Origin of the sequence: Leifsonia sp. NPDC014704 (assembly GCF_043083605.1) — a bacterium.
Lineage (GTDB): Bacteria > Actinomycetota > Actinomycetes > Actinomycetales > Microbacteriaceae > Leifsonia.
The window spans coordinates 416946-429799 of record NZ_JBIBYW010000001.1 but is presented as its reverse complement, the minus strand read 5'-3'; the positions used below and the strand labels follow the sequence as shown (position 1 = coordinate 429799).

Genomic DNA, 12854 nt, shown 5'->3' with positions numbered 1-12854 from the left:
GGCCGCCCCGGCGCGGGGCGGCCGTCCGTCGCCCGATCAGGCGGGCTGGATCACCACGAGCAGGTCGCCCGCGTCGACCTGCTGGGTCTTCGGGATGGCGAGCCGCTCGATGGTCCCGGCGATCGGGGCCGTGATGGCGGCCTCCATCTTCATCGCCTCGATCGAGGCGACCGCCTGGCCCGCGGCGACCGTGTCGCCGACCGCGACCTGGAGGGTGACGACGCCGGAGAACGGCGCGGCCACCTGGCCCGGGTTCGCGGAATCGGCCTTCTCGGCCGCCTTGGTCTCGACGACGATGCTGCGGTCGCGCACGAACACCGGCCGCAACTGGCCGTTGAGCGTGGTCATGACCGTGCGCATGCCCTTCTCGTCCGCCTCGCCGATGGCCTCCAGACCGACGTACAGGCGCACGCCGCGGCTGAACTCGATGACGTGCTCCGAGCCCTGCTTGAGCCCGTACAGGTAGTCGAGCGTGTCGACGACGGAGAGGTCGCCGAACAGCTCGCGCATCTGCTCGTAGATGCGGGTGGGAGCCGGGAACAGCAGGCGGTTGAGGGTCGCGCGACGCTCCTCGCTCGACCCCTCGAGCGCGCTGCGGTCGTCGGCCGAGAGGTCCTCGACGCCGACCTTGACCGTCTTGCCCGCCAGGACCTTCGTGCGGAACGGCTCCGGCCATCCACCGGGCAGCTCGCCCAGCTCACCCGCCATGAAGCCGACCACCGAGTCCGGGATGTCGTAGTTCTGCGGGTTCTCGGCGAAGTCGTCCGGATCGGCCTTGACCGCCGCGAGGTGCAGGGCCAGGTCGCCGACGACCTTCGACGACGGCGTCACCTTCGGGATGCGGCCCAGGATGCGGTTGGCCGCCGCGTACATGTCCTCGACGAGCTCGAAGTCCTCCGCGAGGCCCAGCGCCTTCGCCTGCTGGCGCAGGTTGGAGAGCTGACCGCCAGGGATTTCGTGCTTGTAGACACGACCCGTGGGGCCCGGCAGACCCGACTCGAACGGGCGGTAGACCTGGCGGACGGCCTCCCAGTACGGCTCGAGGTCCTCGACCGCGGTGAGGGAGATGCCGGTGTCGCGCTCGGTGTGGGCGAGGGCGGCCACCAGGGCGGAGGCGCTCGGCTGGCTGGTGGTTCCGGCCATGGGGGCGCTGGCCACATCCACCGCGTCCGCACCCGCGCGCGCGGCGGCGAGCAGCGTGGCGAGCTGGCCGCCCGGGGTGTCGTGCGTGTGGACGTGCACCGGGAGGTCGAACCGCTCGCGGAAGGCGGCGACGAGCTTCTCGGCGGCCGAGGGGCGCAGCAGGCCGGCCATGTCCTTGATGGCGAGGATGTGCGCGCCCGACTCGACGATCTGCTCGGCGAGACGGAGGTAGTAGTCCAGCGTGTAGAGGTCTTCCGCCGGGTCGAGGAGGTCGCCGGTGTAGCAGACCGCCACCTCGGCGATCGCCGAGCCGGTGGCGAGCACCGACTCGATGGCCGGGCGCATCTGCGACACGTCGTTGAGCGCGTCGAAGATGCGGAAGATGTCGACACCGGTCGCGGCGGCCTCCTGCACGAAGGCGTCGGTCACCTGCGTCGGGTACGGCGTGTAGCCGACGGTGTTGCGACCGCGCAGCAGCATCTGGATGTTGATGTTCGGCAGTGCCTCGCGGAGCGTCGCGAGTCGCTCCCACGGGTCCTCGCCGAGGAAGCGGAGCGCGACGTCGTAGGTCGCGCCGCCCCAGGCCTCCACCGAGAGGAGCTCCGGCGTCATCCGCGCGACATAGGGCGCGACGGCGACGAGGTCGCGGGTGCGGACGCGGGTGGCCAGCAGCGACTGGTGCGCGTCGCGGAACGTCGTCTCGGTGACCGCGAGCGCCTTCTGCGCACGCAGGGCCTCCGCGAAACCGGCCGGGCCGAGCTCGAGCAGGCGCTGACGCGAACCTGCGGGGGCCGGCGCGCTCAGGTCGATCTTCGGCAGCTTCTCCGCCGGGTCGGCGCTGATCGGGCGCGGGCCATTGGGCTGGTTCACCGTGACATCGGCGAGCCAGTTGAGCACCTTGGTGCCGCGGTCCTTCGAGGCGCGGCCCTTGAACAGCTCCGGGCGCTCTTCGATGAAGGAGGTGGAGACGTTGCCGGCGATGAAGTCCGGGTCCTCCATGACCGCCTGCAGGAACGGGATGTTCGTGGCGACACCGCGCACGCGGAACTCGGCCAGCGCGCGGCGGGCGCGCAGCACGGCGGCCGGGAAGTCGCGGCCACGGCAGATGAGCTTCGCCAGCATCGAGTCGAAGTGCGGGCTGATCTGCGCGCCCGGGTTGATCGTGCCGCCGTCGAGGCGGATGCCCGCGCCGCCCGGAGAGCGGTACGTCGTGATTTTGCCGGTGTCGGGGCGGAAGCCGGCCGTCGGGTCCTCCGTGGTGATACGGCACTGCAGCGCCGCACCCCGGATGTGCACCGTCTCCTGGCTGAGGCCGAGGTCGGCCAGCGTCTCGCCCGCCGCGATGCGGATCTGCGACTGGACGAGGTCGACGTCGGTGATCTCCTCGGTGACCGTGTGCTCCACCTGGATGCGCGGGTTCATCTCGATGAACACGTGCTGTCCCGCGCGCTCTCCCGCGGTGTCGAGCAGGAACTCGACGGTGCCGGCGTTCTGGTAGCCGATGGAGCGGGCGAACGCGACGGCGTCGCGGTACAGCGCCTGGCGGATGTCCTCCGACAGGTTCGGCGCCGGAGCGATCTCGACGACCTTCTGGTGGCGGCGCTGCACCGAGCAGTCGCGTTCGAACAGGTGCATCGTCTCGCCCGTGCCGTCGGCGAGGATCTGCACCTCGATGTGACGCGGGCGGAGCACGGCCTGCTCCAGGAACATCGTGGGGTCGCCGAAGGCGCTGTCCGCCTCGCGCATGGCCTCCTCGAGCGCCGGCCGCAGCTCGTCCTTGCTGCTGACCCGGCGCATCCCGCGACCGCCGCCGCCGGCGACCGCCTTCGCGAAGATGGGGAAGCCGATCGCGTCCGCGCCGGCGAGCAACTCGTCGATGTCGCGCGACGGCGGGGTGGACTTGAGGACGGGGACGCCCGCGGCGATCGCGTGCTCCTTCGCCGTGACCTTGTTCCCGGCCATCTCGAGCACGGAGGCGGACGGGCCGATGAAGGTGATGCCGGCCGCGCGAGCCGCTTCGGCCAGGTCCGGGTTCTCGGACAGGAAGCCGTAGCCGGGGTAGATGGCGTCCGCGCCGGACTCCTTCGCGACGCGGATGATCTCGTCCACATCCAGGTAGGCGCGGACCGGGTGGCCCGGCTCGCCGATCTGGTAAGCCTCGTCAGCCTTCAAGCGGTGCATCGAGTTGCGATCTTCATACGGGAAGACGGCGACCGTTTCGGCGCCGAGCTCGTACGCGGCCCGGAAGGCTCGGATGGCGATTTCACCGCGGTTGGCAACGAGGATCTTTCGGAACATGGGGACCTTTCGAGCAGGGGTCGACACCACACAGCAAACGGTTAGGTTCTCTAAGACTAGTGAAGGTAACGTGGCTCTCGTGCACGTACTCAGCGTTAGCTCCCTCAAGGGCGGTGTCGGAAAGACGACGGTGACGCTCGGTCTGGCGTCGGCGGCGTTCGCGAAGGGCCTCCGGACGCTGGTGGTGGACCTCGATCCGCAATCGGATGTCTCGACCGGCATGGACATCCAGGTCGCCGGTCACCTCAACGTCGCCGATGTGCTCGCGTCGCCCAAGGAGAAGATCGTGCGCGCCGCGATCGCCCCGTCGGGCTGGACGAAGGGCCGTTCCGGCACGATCGATGTCATGATCGGCAGCCCGTCCGCGATCAACTTCGACGGGCCGCACCCCAGCATCCGCGACATCTGGAAGCTCGAGGAGGCGCTCGCCAACGTCGAGCACGACTACGAGCTCGTCCTCATCGACTGCGCCCCGTCGCTCAACGCGCTCACCCGTACCGCGTGGGCTGCGAGCGACCGTGTGGCCGTCGTGACCGAGCCCGGCCTGTTCTCGGTCGCCGCCGCGGACCGCGCGCTGCGTGCGATCGAGGAGATCCGTCGCGGCCTCTCGCCGCGCCTCCAGCCGCTCGGCATCATCGTGAACCGCGCGCGCGTGCAATCTCTGGAGCACCAGTTCCGCATCAAGGAGCTGCGCGACATGTTCGGGCCGCTCGTGCTGTCGCCTCAGCTGCCGGAGCGCACGTCGCTGCAGCAGGCGCAAGGCGCGGCGAAGCCGCTGCACGTCTGGCCCGGCGAGAGCGCTCAGGAGATGGCGCACAACTTCGACCTGCTGCTGGAGCGTGTGCTGCGCACCGCCCGCATTGGCGAGTACGCGACCGTCCAGTCCTGACCCGGCTAAGAAGCAATCAGCTCCTGAGTTTTTCCGCTCAAAACGTCGTTTGAGACCGAAAAGTCAGGAGCTGTTGGCTTGGCGGGCGGAGCCTCAGGAGGCGCGGGTGCGCGCGGCGCGGCGCGCGGCGAGCTCGTCCATGGCGTCGGTCTGCGTGTCGAGCTCGACGAGGCTCGACTCGACCTCGCGCAGCACCTTGCCGACGGCGATGCCGAAGACGCCCTGCCCCCGGCTGACGAGGTCGATGACCTCGTCGTTCGACGTGCAGAGGTAGACGCTCGCTCCGTCGCTCATCAGCGTCGTCTGGGCGAGGTCGTTCACGCCCGACTCGCGCAGCTGGTTGACCGCCGTGCGGATCTGCTGCAGCGAGATGCCGGTGTCGAGAAGACGCTTCACGAGCTTGAGGACGAGGATGTCGCGGAAGCCGTACAGGCGCTGCGACCCGGAACCCGCGGCACCGCGGACGGTCGGCTCGACCAGTCCGGTGCGCGCCCAATAATCGAGCTGGCGGTACGAGATGCCGGCCGCGCGGGCGGCGACCGCACCGCGGTAGCCGTTCACGTCATCCATCTCGGGGAGGCCGTCGGTGAAGAGGAGTCCGAGGTCGTACCGGGCGACGCCGTCTTCACGACTCAGTTCGCTCATGTTGTTCGCCTCTCACCCCGGGTTGTGGATCGCGCGTCGCATCCGCGTCGCTTCATCCACGGTACCCATGCGGCGGTCGCCGGGCAACGACATCCGCCCTTTCGGTTTCGGCGTGTCGAGGCGACGGGGCCGTCACGGACGCAGCCGGGCGATGGATGAGCGGATGATGCTGCCGCGCACCACGTCGAGCTGCGCCGCGATCTCGCGGGCGAGTTCGGCGGTGCGGGCCTTGCTGCTCACGTCGTTGCGACGCGCGATGGGGACGAGCGCGGTCTCGATCAGCCCGATCTCGCGCTCGGCCGCTGCGCGGAAACCGCGGAGGTGCCGCGGCTCGATCCCGCTGCGGCGGAGCTCGGCGAGGGCGCGGAGCACGGTCAGCGCTTCGTCGCCGTACACGTCCGAGGCGGGGAGCAGCGAGGCGCTCACCGCATCCTGCAGCAGTTCCACGTCGGCGCCCGCCTCGCGCAGGAGCTCGTCACGCCGGTAGCGGCGCGTGCCGGCGAGGATGGACCCCGCGGGCGCGGTGCCGGGGAACGCGGGATCGAGCCCGGCATCTAAATCGGCGAAGTACTTCTTGATGACCTTCAGCGGAAGGTAGTGGTCTCGCTGCATGGCGAGCACGGCGCGCAGCCGCTCCACGTCGGCCGGCGAGAACTTGCGGTAGCCCGAGGCCGTGCGGGCCGGCGAGACCAGCCCACGCTCCTCCAGGAAGCGCAGCTTCGACGACGACAGGTCCGGGAACTCGGGAGTGAGCCGCGCGAGGACCTGGCCGATGCTGAGCAGGGCCGGAGCGCCGTCGGCGGCCCTGGTGGCCGGCCGGGCCACTAGCCGTTCGCCGCTGCGGCGAGGTCGTGACGCGAGGCGTAGAAGGTGAGGCGGAACTTGCCGATCTGCACCTCGGCCGAGTCGGAGAGGAGGGCGCTCTCGATCCGGACGCCGTCGTAGTACGTCCCGTTCAGGGAGCCCAGGTCGCGGACCTCGAAGGAGGTGCCGCGGCGGGTGAACTCCGCGTGACGACGCGAGACCGTCACGTCGTCGAGGAAGATGTCCGCGTTGGGATGGCGACCGGCCGTCGTGACGTCGGCGTCGAGGAGGAAGCGGGCGCCCGAGTTTGGCCCCCGTCGCACGATCAGCAGGGCGGAGCCGGACGGCAGGGCGGCGATGGCCTCCTGCTCTTCCGGCGACACCTCGCCCGAGGGGTACATCTTCGAGATGAACTCCTCGCCGAAACGCGCGGTCGTGTCCTCGTTGCCCGCCGCGTCCCGCAGGGGGCCCTTGGCGGCGTCGTCGGCTCCGTCGGCCGGGCCGTTCGGGTGAATGTCTTCAGGCACCGTCAACCTCCTTGCCGTCCAGCGTATCCGATCGTAGGCCCCTGTCATCGGCCGGAAGGCGGATTACCCGTGCCGTCTCCCGGATGTACACGATGCCGGCCCACCAGTAGAGGAACGCCCCCCACAGCGCGAAGGCCCAGCCCAGCGGGAGGGAGAAGGGCGCGAGCGGCTCGAACGCCTCCCCCAGCATCAGCAGCGGGAGTGCCCAGAACAGGCAGAAGGTGGCCACCTTTCCCAGGTGGTGCACGGGAAGCGGGCCGAACCCGTGGTTCGCGAGGATGACGCCGAGGACGGCGAGCATCACATCCCGCGCCACGATGACCACGAAGAGCCACCAGGGGATGACCTCACGCCAGCACAGGCCGATCAGGGCCGCGAAGATGTAGAGCCGGTCGGCGGCCGGATCGAGCAGCTGCCCGAGACGGGACTCCTGGTGCAGGCGGCGGGCGAGGAAGCCGTCGAGGAAGTCGGTCACGCTGGAGAAGACCAGCACGAGGAGGGCGAGGCCGTCCTCCCCGACGATGATCAGCCACAGGAACACGGGGACCAGCGCGAGCCGGAAGAAGCTGAGCACGTTGGGGATCGTCCACACCCGCGAACTCACCACGGCGGTCTCACCCTGCACGCTCCCGAGTCTAGTGAGGACGCGGCGTCCACTCGGCAAGGCGGTCACGCAGGCCCATGGCGTCGTAGGGCGCGCGCACCTTCACGTCGTTGTCGAAGTAGGCGTAGACATCCCGCCCCTCGCCGAGATGGGCCCCGAGTTCGGCCGCCCAGCGGTCGAGCGACTCGTCGGTGTACCCGCTGGTGTACAGCTCCTCGTCGCCGTGCAGCCGCACGTAGACGAATCCGGCGGTGGCCTCACGGATGACCGGATACCGCCCGGCGGTGTCCGCCAGCACGATCGCGACGCCGTGCGCGCGGGCGAGCGCGGTGAACTCCGGGACGTCGAAGGAGGCGTGGCGCACCTCCACCGCGTGCCGCAGCGGTCGCTCCTCCCCCGCGGCCAGGTGCGTGCGGTCCTCCTTCAGCGTCGTCTCGCGGGCGAGCACCGCCGCTTCGGTCGTGGTGCGGGGCAGCATGCCGAGGAAGGCATCCACCTCGCCCGCATCGAACTGCAGCGTCGGCGGCAGCTGCCACAACAGCGGCCCGAGCTTCGAGCCGAGGGCGAGCACGCCGGAGGCGAAGAAGTTGGCGACGGCTCCCCTGGCGTTCTTCAGGCGCAGGATGTGGGTGATGTAGCGGCCGCCTTTGACCGAGAACACGAACTCGTCCGGGGTCCGCTCGGCCCACATCCGGTAGCTCGTCGGACGCTGCAGCGAGTAGAAGCTGCCGTTGATCTCGATGGAGTCCAGCCGCTCGGCGGCGTACTCCAGCTCGAGGCGGTGCGGCAGCTTCGGCGGGTAGAACACGCCCCGCCACGGTGCGTAGGTCCAGCCGGAGATGCCGATGCGCGCGAACGCCATCAGCGGCCCCGGAGCTGCTCGAGGAGCCGCCGCTCCCGCTTGGTCGGACGCCCCGCGCCGCGCTCGCGAAGCACGGCGGCGGGCGCCTCGGTGCGCGGCGGGGGCAACGGGGTGCGGTCCTCGAAGCAGTCGGCGGCCGCGGCCGCGCTCAGCCGCTTCGTGATGAGCCGGCGCGCGATGTAGATGCGCTCGACACCGCCGACGAGCGCGCGGACCTCGTCGCCCACCTTCACCGGCTGCGCGGGCTTCGCGCGGTCGCCGTTCACCTTCAGGTGGCCCGCCTTGCACGCGTCGGAGGCTGCGGAGCGCGTCTTGAAGAGCCGCACCGCCCAGGCCCACGAGTCGACGCGGACGCTGGAGCGGCCGCCGTCCGGCGTCGCGTGCGGGGTGGAGCCGGCCATGTCAGGCCACCGGGACCGGGCGGCTCTCGGTGGCCGGCTGCGTCTCTTCCGCCAGCGAGGCCTTCCACTTCACCAGGCTCCGGACGGTCCGGCTGCGGTCGGCCGCGAGCTTTTCCATCACATCCGCCGGGACGAAGTAGTTGACGGCGACCCAGCCGCGCACGGTCTCGGAGCGGTCGTCGGCGAGCTCGCGCAGGATGTCGCAGGGCGTCGCCTCGTTCTTCGCGACGCAGCCGCGCACCCCGTCGTCGGGGTCCTTCGCGAGCGTCTCGAAGAGGTCCACCGGGGTGTTGTAGCTGCTGGCGACCGCTTCCCGGATCTTCGGGTTCGGGTCGGCGGCGAGCAGCCGCAGGCGGCGGAGCTTGCTCTCCGTCACCTCGGGTGCCGGGTGCAGAGCGGCCGCCTCCTCGGCGGTGAGCATGGCCGGCCGGTGGTTCCGCATGGCCTGGCGCTGGGCGGGGGTGTTGAACCGGATGCAGGACATGCCTCCACCGTAGCCCCGGTCGTCAGCGTCGCGCGGGGTGCGTCACCGCGATTCAGGCGACACGCGCGCCGCTCCGGCACCGCGGCCCGGGAACCACGGGACCACGGGCGAGGTGCGCGCCTGGTACTCCGCGTACTCCGGGTACCGCGACCGGCTGATGCTCTCGGTGAACACCGTCGAGCCGATGAACAGGCCGGTGAGCAGCAACGGCCCGATGACCGTCCACTGCAGGAGGGATCCGGCGGCGACGCATCCGAACAGGAAGAGCACCCACCACTGCGCCTGCTCGAAGAAGAAGTTGGGATGCCGTGAGAACCGGAACAGCCCCGCCTGCAGGAAGCGCGGCGACGGCTCACGGCCGGCCGCCACCTCCAGCTTCTTCCAGCGGTGGAAGTTCCACTGCTGCTGGTCGGCGATCGTCTCACCGGTGAGGAAGAAGAGGAAGACGGCGGCGAGGATGACGTCGAGCGCGTTCAGCGGCGTGCGGTGCTGGAACGCGGTCCACGCGGGGAGGGCGATGAGGAGCAGCAGGATGTTCTGGTAGATCACGATGAAGAACAGGTTGAAGACCTGGAACGCCGCCGCGCCCATCCGACCGCGCAGCACCACCCAGCGGTAGTCCTCTCCCCCGGGCGCGTAGCCGCCCTTCCGGGCGAAGTTGAAGGTGAGCCGGGCTCCCCACAGGGTGACCAGGATCGCCATGAGGTCGAGGCGCACGTCGGCGAGACCGGCCGCGCCTGCGAAGACCCATACGTACACCACCGGCACGATCGACCAGATGCGGTCCACCCACGAGTGCTCGTTGGTGATGAGGGACAGCACCCAGGTCGCCAGGCAGGCGGCGGCCAGGATCCAGAGACAGACGATGAAGGGCTCCACGTGCACAGTGTAGAACTCCCGTGCGACCGCCGTGACTTCGTCGGGATGCTGCTGAATGAAAGCCGAGGAGCACTCGAACTCTCAGCGCGACACGCCTAACGTGTGACCGTGTCGATTTCCGGTCCCCACGCGTTCCGCGCCGTGCTCCTCCGCGACAACGGGGAGCCCGCGCGCACGCTGACGCTGCCCAGCGACGTGGAAGTGCCGCCGAGCCGCATCCGCGTGCCGTCCGACTTCGTCGGCGCGTCGGCGTTCGATGTCTACGAACTCGTCGACGACCGGGCGTGGCCGGAGGAGGCGACGTTCCAGCTGGTGTCGACCGTCCCGCGTTCCACCGACGATCTGCCGGAGCACGAGCGCGACCTGGAGCAGAGCAGCGACCTCGACAGCGACGACGAACGCGCCTGACCCCGCCCGATCAGTTCTGCAGCACGGAGATCACGTTGCCTGCGGGGTCGCGGAACCAGGCGATGTCCGGTCCTCTGTCGGCCGCGCGGCCCCGGAGCACTCCCTTGTCGTCGGTGGGAAGCGACGGATCGTCGTAGATGGCGGTCACCACTCCGCGGGAGTTGAGGTCGTCGACCGCTGCATCGATGTCCTCCACGACCAGGTTCAGGATTGTGAACGTCGCCGGAGTGTGGTCGGGCTTCGGGTAGATGAACACGTGACCGCCGGAGGGCAGCTCGAGGTCGAGGTTGCCCATCGGGCCGTCGCTGATCGCGAGCCCGAGGGTGTCGCCGTAGAAGGATTTGGCCGCGGCGATGTCGTCGACGCTGAAGCCGCTGAAGATCTCGAGTGGAGTGACCATGGCGTCCACTCTGCTCGCGCCGGCCGCGCCGTGTCTAGAGCGGGTTCAGACGAACCGCACGGCCTCCTGCAGCCGGGTCCGCAGTTCGAACGCGCGGTCGACGCTCTCGCGTCCGGCCGCGTTCGCGCCGTCGCGGAGCAGCCGCGGGAGGAGGGACCGGCGCACGAGCATCGAGCCGCTCAGCCGGCCGCGCCGCACGACGTCGAAGGGCACGTCGAGGTCGTCGTCCGGCACCACGACGATGTACCCGGTGAACCGGACGCCGGCCTGCCGGCCGAAGCTCTTCGCCGCGTGGTACAGGTCGTGGAAGGGCTCCTCGTCGGGAGCGAGGCCCTCTCCGACCACCTCGCCCTTGGCGAGCTTCACGGGAGCGCCCCAGTCCGCCGAGCGGATGGCGAACAGCCCGGCCGGACCGAGCACGATGTGGTCGATCTTCGCGTCGGTCGACGGATGGACGGCCACGTCGTTCCAGATCGTGAAGCCGATGCCCAGCCCCGAGACGGCGCGTGCCGTCGCCTCCTCGGCGAGCGCGACCGCGAGCAGCTGGCGGATCTCGCGCGGTGCGGAGCGCACCAGGGCGGGATCGTACGGGTCGCGGTCGTCGGTGCCCCGGCCCATCCACTCGCGCATGAGGGAGAGGAATCGCTCGCGCGAGCGGCCGCCCGGATGCCCGTAGCTGCGGGCGCGGACGGTCGCGCCGCGCGACGTCCCGCGCGAGGTGTGGAAGGTCGCGCTGAAGCCGCCGCCGGCGGAGTCGCCGGCCACCGCATCCACCGTGATGCTCTCGCCGCGGTCGTACCGCGCGCGGTCCTCCGGGTCGCCGATGAGCTCCCACGCCTGCTGGACGGCCTGGAACGCGGCCGCAGTGCCGCCGGTATCGGGGTGCGTCTCCCGCAGCAGACGCCGGTACGCGCGGCGCAGGTCGTCGTGGCTCACATCCGGACGGACGCCGAGCACCTCGTAGGGGCTCGGGGCGGCCGGGGAGTCGCTCATCGCTGGGGCGTCGCTTTCGGTTCTGACGGGGGCGGAGATTACGACGATAGCGCGCGCGACCGCGAAAATGCCGAAATCATATTGCGGCCGGAAACTGACCGCATTCCGCTCTAGCCTGGGAATCATCCGATCACGAAAGGGTGTCACCATGACCATCACCGACTGGCGCATCGAGCTCATCATCCTGCCCGTCACGGACGTCGACCGGGCGAAGGCGTTCTACGTCGACGCCCTCGGCTGGAACGCCGACCACGACCAGCGCGTCTCGCCGGAGCTCCGCTTCGTGCAGATCACCCCTCCCGGCTCGGCGTGCTCCATCGCGTTCGGCGAGGGGCTCACCGACATGGCGCCCGGCACGATGAAGGGCCTCCAGATCGTCGTGCCCGACGCCGACGCGGCCCTCGCACACCTGACAGAGCACGGCATCGAGGCGCGCGGTGTGAACGACCTCGCGTGGGGCCGATTCGTCGACTTCACCGACCCGGACGGCAACGCCTGGACGCTGCAGCAGCTCCCCAAGCGCGACTAGCACGCTCTCCTTCTTCTCCCGCGCGCTCCGCCCCACCGTCGAGTCCGCACAAATTGCACGCCGACCACGCGATCGGCGTGCAATTTTTGCGGACTCGACGGTGGGGGGATGGGGGTCAGCGGAGGGAGGCCCAGAGGATGAGGAGCATCGTCACGACGAAGCCGCAGGCGTAGTTGATCCAGAGGAAGCGTCGCCAGCCGCGGTTCGCCGTGCTGGAGTCGGCGTCGGTCACCGACCAGAACGGGGCGGCGGCGGCGATGTACGGGAGGGCGAGCACCGCGGCGAGCGGGCCCGGCCACGCGGTGAAGAGCATGGCGACGCCGGCCGCGGCCCAGGCGACGATCGCCAGCCGGACGGTCGCCGCCGCGCCGATGGCGGTCGCGATCGACGAGATGCCGCCTTCGCGGTCGGGCACCACATCCTGAACGGCGCCGAACGCGTGGCTGCCGACGCCCCACAGGAAGAAGGCGAGCAGCACCAGCCACAGCTGCGGGGTGAAGGTCGCACCCGCGAGCACCAGTCCGTACAGGGCGGGGCTGACGAAGTGGACGCTCGAAGTGGCCGAGTCGACGAACGGCACCTCCTTGAAGCGGAGGCCCTTCACCGAGTACGCCAGCACCGCGAACAGCGAGAACCCGAGCACCAGCCACGACAGCGGCGACCCGACGATCACCAGGTACACGACGAACGGGAGGGTTGTCACGGCCGCCGCGATCAGGGTTCGGCGGTGGGCCGAGCGGTCGAGCAGCGCTCCCTCGGCACCGCCCTTCCGCGGGTTGCGCAGGTCGGACTCGTAGTCGAAGACGTCGTTGATGCCGTACATCGCCAGGTTGTACGGGATGAGGAAGAAGATCGTGCCGATGACGAACGTCGCATCGACGCGGCCGGTCGTCAGCAGGTAGGCGGCGGCGAACGGAAACGCCGTGTTGATCCAGCTGAGGGGACGCGATGCCAGCACCAGCTGCCGGAACGGGGCCGCGGGCGCCAC

15 protein-coding genes are annotated in these 12854 nt (G+C 70.1%); 3 read left to right on the top strand and 12 right to left on the bottom strand.

Annotation, left to right across the window (positions count from 1 at the left end):
* Positions 1 to 36 precede the first annotated feature (36 nt).
* A complete protein-coding gene (locus tag ACF1AJ_RS02140) occupies positions 37 to 3441 on the bottom strand; it encodes a pyruvate carboxylase (protein WP_391505933.1) in 3405 nt (1134 codons plus the stop codon).
* Between the two features lie 79 nt (positions 3442 to 3520).
* On the opposite strand from ACF1AJ_RS02140, the gene ACF1AJ_RS02135 reads away from it, so the two are divergent.
* On the top strand, positions 3521 to 4330 hold the full coding sequence (locus ACF1AJ_RS02135) for a ParA family protein (RefSeq protein WP_391507419.1): 810 nt from the start codon (positions 3521 to 3523) through the stop codon (positions 4328 to 4330).
* Between the two features lie 93 nt (positions 4331 to 4423).
* Here ACF1AJ_RS02135 and ACF1AJ_RS02130 read toward each other — a convergent pair whose 3' ends face one another.
* The 8 genes from ACF1AJ_RS02130 to ACF1AJ_RS02095 all read right to left on the bottom strand — a co-directional run bounded on the left by ACF1AJ_RS02130 (position 4424) and on the right by ACF1AJ_RS02095 (position 9542).
* Positions 4424 to 4975: a MerR family transcriptional regulator gene (locus ACF1AJ_RS02130; RefSeq protein WP_018191394.1), complete on the bottom strand. Its 552-nt coding sequence runs from the start codon at positions 4973 to 4975 to the stop codon at positions 4424 to 4426.
* Positions 4976 to 5107: 132 nt separating this feature from the next.
* The gene (locus ACF1AJ_RS02125) at positions 5108 to 5800 is read right to left on the bottom strand and encodes a MerR family transcriptional regulator (RefSeq protein WP_309860301.1); all 693 of its coding nucleotides are present in this window, start codon (positions 5798 to 5800) and stop codon (positions 5108 to 5110) included.
* On the bottom strand, positions 5800 to 6306 hold the full coding sequence (locus ACF1AJ_RS02120; RefSeq protein WP_391505932.1) for an FHA domain-containing protein: 507 nt from the start codon (positions 6304 to 6306) through the stop codon (positions 5800 to 5802). Before ACF1AJ_RS02120 ends, ACF1AJ_RS02125 begins: the two co-directional genes overlap by 1 nt.
* Positions 6299 to 6931 (bottom strand): CDP-alcohol phosphatidyltransferase family protein, encoded by a 633-nt coding sequence (locus ACF1AJ_RS02115; RefSeq protein WP_391505931.1) that lies wholly within the window; start codon positions 6929 to 6931, stop codon positions 6299 to 6301. The genes ACF1AJ_RS02120 and ACF1AJ_RS02115 overlap by 8 nt, the downstream gene beginning before the upstream one ends.
* Before the next feature lie 10 nt (positions 6932 to 6941).
* The gene (locus ACF1AJ_RS02110; protein WP_391505930.1) at positions 6942 to 7772 is read right to left on the bottom strand and encodes a DUF72 domain-containing protein; all 831 of its coding nucleotides are present in this window, start codon (positions 7770 to 7772) and stop codon (positions 6942 to 6944) included.
* Positions 7772 to 8173 carry an RNA-binding S4 domain-containing protein gene (locus ACF1AJ_RS02105; RefSeq protein ID WP_391505929.1) on the bottom strand — a complete coding sequence of 134 codons (402 nt, stop codon included), beginning with the start codon at positions 8171 to 8173 and terminating at the stop codon, positions 7772 to 7774. The genes ACF1AJ_RS02110 and ACF1AJ_RS02105 overlap by 1 nt, the downstream gene beginning before the upstream one ends.
* Before the next feature lies 1 nt (position 8174).
* Positions 8175 to 8657, bottom strand: a complete 483-nt coding sequence (locus ACF1AJ_RS02100; RefSeq protein ID WP_391505928.1) for a hypothetical protein — start codon at positions 8655 to 8657, stop codon at positions 8175 to 8177.
* Between the two features lie 42 nt (positions 8658 to 8699).
* On the bottom strand, positions 8700 to 9542 hold the full coding sequence (locus tag ACF1AJ_RS02095) for a DUF1295 domain-containing protein (RefSeq protein ID WP_391505927.1): 843 nt from the start codon (positions 9540 to 9542) through the stop codon (positions 8700 to 8702).
* 102 nt (positions 9543 to 9644) lie between these two features.
* Between ACF1AJ_RS02095 and ACF1AJ_RS02090 the strand changes: the two genes are divergently transcribed.
* Positions 9645 to 9944, top strand: coding sequence for a hypothetical protein (locus ACF1AJ_RS02090; RefSeq protein WP_309860312.1), 300 nt, complete (start codon positions 9645 to 9647; stop codon positions 9942 to 9944).
* A 10-nt stretch (positions 9945 to 9954) separates the two neighbouring features.
* On the opposite strand, the gene ACF1AJ_RS02085 is transcribed toward ACF1AJ_RS02090, so the two are convergent.
* Both ACF1AJ_RS02085 and ACF1AJ_RS02080 read right to left on the bottom strand, forming a co-directional pair.
* Positions 9955 to 10344, bottom strand: coding sequence for a VOC family protein (locus tag ACF1AJ_RS02085; RefSeq protein ID WP_391505926.1), 390 nt, complete (start codon positions 10342 to 10344; stop codon positions 9955 to 9957).
* A gap of 45 nt (positions 10345 to 10389) precedes the next feature.
* Positions 10390 to 11337: a DnaJ domain-containing protein gene (locus ACF1AJ_RS02080; RefSeq protein WP_309860316.1), complete on the bottom strand. Its 948-nt coding sequence runs from the start codon at positions 11335 to 11337 to the stop codon at positions 10390 to 10392.
* Between the two features lie 148 nt (positions 11338 to 11485).
* Here ACF1AJ_RS02080 and ACF1AJ_RS02075 point away from each other — a divergent pair, with 148 nt between their 5' ends.
* A complete protein-coding gene (locus tag ACF1AJ_RS02075; RefSeq protein ID WP_309860318.1) occupies positions 11486 to 11866 on the top strand; it encodes a glyoxalase superfamily protein in 381 nt (126 codons plus the stop codon).
* 115 nt (positions 11867 to 11981) lie between these two features.
* Here the strand turns inward: ACF1AJ_RS02075 and ACF1AJ_RS02070 are convergent, their stop codons facing one another.
* The gene (locus tag ACF1AJ_RS02070) at positions 11982 to 12854 is read right to left on the bottom strand and encodes a prenyltransferase (RefSeq protein WP_391507418.1); all 873 of its coding nucleotides are present in this window, start codon (positions 12852 to 12854) and stop codon (positions 11982 to 11984) included.

What these genes read in the sequence shown, in the direction of transcription:
- ACF1AJ_RS02140 (WP_391505933.1), bottom strand. Translation starts at nt 3,441, where the DNA reads ATGTTCCGAAAGATCCTCGTTGCCAACCGCGGTGAAATCGCCATCCGA.
- ACF1AJ_RS02130 (WP_018191394.1), bottom strand. Translation starts at nt 4,975, where the DNA reads ATGAGCGAACTGAGTCGTGAAGACGGCGTCGCCCGGTACGACCTCGGA.
- ACF1AJ_RS02110 (WP_391505930.1), bottom strand. Translation starts at nt 7,772, where the DNA reads ATGGCGTTCGCGCGCATCGGCATCTCCGGCTGGACCTACGCACCGTGG.
- ACF1AJ_RS02105 (WP_391505929.1), bottom strand. Translation starts at nt 8,173, where the DNA reads ATGGCCGGCTCCACCCCGCACGCGACGCCGGACGGCGGCCGCTCCAGC.
- ACF1AJ_RS02100 (WP_391505928.1), bottom strand. Translation starts at nt 8,657, where the DNA reads ATGTCCTGCATCCGGTTCAACACCCCCGCCCAGCGCCAGGCCATGCGG.
- ACF1AJ_RS02085 (WP_391505926.1), bottom strand. Translation starts at nt 10,344, where the DNA reads ATGGTCACTCCACTCGAGATCTTCAGCGGCTTCAGCGTCGACGACATC.
- ACF1AJ_RS02080 (WP_309860316.1), bottom strand. Translation starts at nt 11,337, where the DNA reads ATGAGCGACTCCCCGGCCGCCCCGAGCCCCTACGAGGTGCTCGGCGTC.
- ACF1AJ_RS02075 (WP_309860318.1), top strand. Translation starts at nt 11,486, where the DNA reads ATGACCATCACCGACTGGCGCATCGAGCTCATCATCCTGCCCGTCACG.